This is a genomic window from Streptococcus sp. HMSC072D05, assembly GCF_001815805.1.
Classification (GTDB): Bacteria; Bacillota; Bacilli; order Lactobacillales; family Streptococcaceae; genus Streptococcus.
The window spans coordinates 34,838-38,686 of the sequence record NZ_KV821988.1 but is presented as its reverse complement, the minus strand read 5'-3'; the positions used below and the strand labels follow the sequence as shown (position 1 = coordinate 38,686).

Below are 3,849 nucleotides of genomic sequence, written 5' to 3'. Positions count from 1 at the left end.
AAAACCTGCTACTGTGAGCTTCTTACCAATCCTACAAACCTGCTAAGATTTTAAGAAAAATAAGAAACATCCCAGTACCAAAATCACAAGAATTGCCAGTGTATCCTTTTGACTCCATCTCAACTGTCTATACTGGCTTCTACCCTTTCCTCCCTGATAACCACGCGCTTCCATGGCTATTGCCAATGAATCTGCACGCTTTAAGCTCGTCGCAAAAAGAGGAATTAAAATTGGAATCATAGCCTTTACTTTTTGAACGATGCTACCTTCGCCAAAGTCAACTCCACGAGCTTTTTGAGCATTCATAATTCTCGTCGTGTCATCCATCAAGGTTGGAACAAAACGCAAACTCATTGATAACATGAGACCAATTTCATGAACGGGAACTTTCACGCGTTTCAGCGGTGCTAAAAGAGCTTCAACTGCAGCTGCCAGACTCAAAGGCATGGTCGTTAAGGTTAGCAAGGTTGAAAAGAAAATAATCAACACAAAACGACAGAAAATGATTCCTGCTTGTTGCAAAGCATAATCCGTTATTCTTATAAAAGAAAACTCAAATAGGACATTTCCACTTGAAATGAAAAAGAGCTGAAAAAGAGTCGTAAAAGCAATCAAGAAGAACATGGATTTTAATCCCTGAACGAAAAATGAGAGGGAAACGCCTGACAAAGCGATAAATATACCTGTCGCTATAAACAAAATGAGATTGGTGAGGGGATTATTAGCCCAAAATACAATCAAAATCAACAGGATCATGGCAAGCAATTTACTACGTGGATCCAAGCGATGAATAATGGAATCCCCCGGTATATAACGCCCTAAAATCATACTATCCATTTAGTGACTCCTTAAACTCCTCTATCTTGATTGGCAATTTTTTAAAAGCTACACCTCTATCTGCCAAACGTTTACAAAAGGCTGTTATTTTAGGCACACCTAACTGCACCTTTTCCATAGAGGCTACATCTTGGAAAACTTCGCTCGGTTTACCACTTTTGACCAAACGCCCCTTTTCCATAACATAGACCTGATCAGCATATGCAGCTACGTCATCCATCAAATGTGTTACCAGGACGATTGTCATTCCAGCAAGGTGAAGTTTTTTAAACAGGGTCATCAGTTCTTTTCTGCCCAGAGGATCTAGTCCAGCTGTAGGCTCATCCAAAACCAAGACAGTTGGCTCCATGGCTAGCATACCTGCTATAGCCACACGTCTCATCTGACCACCCGAAAGTTCAAAAGGACTGCGCTCAAAGAGTGACTCATCGATGCCTACCAAGGCTAACTTTTCACGCGCAATTTTCTTGGCCTCTTCCTCAGAAACTCCAAAATTTTGCGGTCCAAATGCAACATCTTTCAAAACAGTCTCTTCGAAAATCTGATTTTCAGCAAATTGAAACACTAGACCAACTTGCTTTCGAATCTGACGAATTTCTTTATTGGTTGATGTAGGGGTAATGACGGTATCGAAAACTCGAACAGAACCCTTACTTGGTACCAATAGGCCATTTAAAAGCTGTAAAATCGTTGATTTCCCACTGCCTGTGTGCCCTACTAAAGCTGTATAGGAACCATCCTCAATCGTCAAAGAAACATCAGTCAAGGCTGATGAAGATAGGGGAGTTCCCTCTTGATAGGTAAAGCTCACATTTTCTAGAGTAATTCCCATAACTTGTCCTCTAGCTCTCCTTCTGTCAAATAGCCATCCGGCAACTGATAACCAGTCTCTCTCAAAGATTCTCTCAATTGATTAGTAAAAGGCTCATCCAACCCTATCTGGTCAAGATCATCCCGAGAAAAAAGTTCTCTTGGGCTGCTGGTTGACTCCACTTGGCCTTTTTTCATGACCAAGACACGGTCACTCATCGCAACTTCTTCCAAGTCATGTGTAATGGAGACGACTGTCATCTGGTTGTCTTTTCGAATCTCTTGAACTGTCTGAATCAGTTCTCGTCGTCCCTCGGGGTCCAACATACTTGTAGCCTCATCTAGAATTAAAATAGCTGGCCTCAGGGCAACAACTCCTGCAATGGCCACACGTTGTTTTTGGCCACCAGATAAACGAGCTGGTTCTCTCTTCTTAAAGTCCAGCATACCTACCAACTCCAAAGATTCAGCCACTCTCTTCTTCATTTCTTCTCGAGGAAGTCCCTGATTTTCTAAACCAAAGGCAACATCATCTTCAACAGTCGCCCCCACAAATTGATTATCTGGATTTTGAAAAACCATACCAATTTGACGGCGTAAGTCCCAAACATTCTCAGAGGACAGCAATTGGCCATCTATCCAGATTTCCCCGGACTCTGCTTCGAGCAAGCCATCAATCAAACGGATAGTTGTCGATTTTCCACTCCCATTATGACCTACAATCGAAAGCCATTCTCCCCGTTTCACGTGAAACGAGACATTATTAACATCATAATGATTCTGATCTTCCTTGTAACGAAAAGACAGATCTTTTACTTCAATAATCGATTTCATTTCGAACCAAATGTCCCTTTGAATACATGAGCGCTACCCTTGAAATAATCATAGCCAGAGTAGATAGTGAAAAACAAAGCTATATAAAGCAACAGCTGACCAATTAAATTCCAATGTAAGAGCAAAAAGATAATGGCAAACATCTGACTAAAGGTCTTGATTTTCCCTGGCATCGCTGCTGCTAGAACTGTCCCTCCCGTCTCAACAAGCAACAAACGCAAGCCTGTCACCGCGAGTTCACGACAGATGATAATAGCAACAACCCAAGCTGGAGCCATACCTAACTCAATCAACATGATAAAAGCTGACATAACCAGCAGCTTATCCGCCATTGGATCTGCAAACTTTCCAAAGTTGCTGACTACATTCCATTTGCGAGCAAGATAACCATCAAGATAATCCGTTATACTAGCAACTGCAAAGATGATCGCTGCCAGCAAATGACTGCCTTGTGAATGGCCCAAAGTCAAAATAAGAATAAAGAGAGGTATGAAGAGAATTCTACCAATAGTTAATACATTAGGAATTTGTTCTTTTTTCATTGATTTTTCCTTAATCTGTAGTAAATGTAAGTGTTACAGTTCCAGTCTGAGTTGTCAGCTTCGAAGTATCAATCGTTTGATTGTCCACAGTTACAGTAACTCCCTTCACTACACCTAAAGTAATGGTAACGGGATTCTTAGTTGAAACTGTTGTTTTTGCATTCTTATTGTCTTCGGATAGTGTCACACCACCCTCCAGCTCACTTCCTGAAACACTTACCCAACTAGTTGCATCTGATACTGCCAATTGAACAGTAGCGGTTTCCTTACTCGTTTTATACCGAGCTTCAATGCGGTTTCCTTCACCTGACACTGTAATAGTTGATTCCGTAGTAGAAGACGAGCTAGACGTCTGACTACTAGAAGATGAACTAGATGAGGTTGTTGAACTAGTCGAGTTCACAACACTATAATTAGCTGAAGAAGAACTTGGCTGAGTTTGGATGTAGTTCCAAACATAGTAAGTGACAAAAATTAAAATTGACAAAGCAAATAGAACGAAATAAAACAAGGGGAGATAAGACGTTTTTTTCTTATTTGATCGTCTGCGACCAGACAAGTCTTCTTCATCGACATCTACCTCTTCATAAGTGATCATACTACCTGAATCATAGGCATCCAAAACAATTCTTTCATCTAACTCTACTGCCCAGGCATATTTTCTTAAAAAAGAACGAGCATAGAAGGTACTAGGAAGTTGATCAAAATCATCTGCCTCCATAGCTTCTAGAAAATGCAACTGAATTTCAGTTTTTTCCTGCAATTCTTCTAAACTCAATCCCTGATTAATTCTAGCTAAACGTAGAACCTCGCCAATTGTTTTTTT

5 protein-coding genes are annotated in these 3,849 nt (G+C 40.7%); all 5 read right to left on the bottom strand.

Annotated elements, in window-relative coordinates:
- Positions 1–42: 42 nt before the first annotated feature.
- Positions 43–837: an energy-coupling factor transporter transmembrane component T family protein gene (locus tag HMPREF3057_RS01765; RefSeq protein ID WP_000377881.1), complete on the bottom strand. Its 795-nt coding sequence runs from the start codon at positions 835–837 to the stop codon at positions 43–45.
- Positions 830–1,669: an energy-coupling factor transporter ATPase gene (locus HMPREF3057_RS01760; RefSeq protein WP_000513210.1), complete on the bottom strand. Its 840-nt coding sequence runs from the start codon at positions 1,667–1,669 to the stop codon at positions 830–832. Before HMPREF3057_RS01760 ends, HMPREF3057_RS01765 begins: the two co-directional genes overlap by 8 nt.
- Positions 1,654–2,481: an energy-coupling factor ABC transporter ATP-binding protein gene (locus HMPREF3057_RS01755; protein ID WP_070696100.1), complete on the bottom strand. Its 828-nt coding sequence runs from the start codon at positions 2,479–2,481 to the stop codon at positions 1,654–1,656. Before HMPREF3057_RS01755 ends, HMPREF3057_RS01760 begins: the two co-directional genes overlap by 16 nt.
- Complete coding sequence (gene pgsA, locus HMPREF3057_RS01750; RefSeq protein ID WP_000712149.1) at positions 2,478–3,023, bottom strand: CDP-diacylglycerol--glycerol-3-phosphate 3-phosphatidyltransferase; 546 nt, start codon at positions 3,021–3,023, stop codon at positions 2,478–2,480. Before pgsA ends, HMPREF3057_RS01755 begins: the two co-directional genes overlap by 4 nt.
- 10 nt (positions 3,024–3,033) lie before the next feature.
- Positions 3,034–3,849: cytoskeleton protein RodZ (gene rodZ, locus HMPREF3057_RS01745; protein ID WP_257370570.1), on the bottom strand; the 816-nt coding region annotated here is incomplete at its 5' end.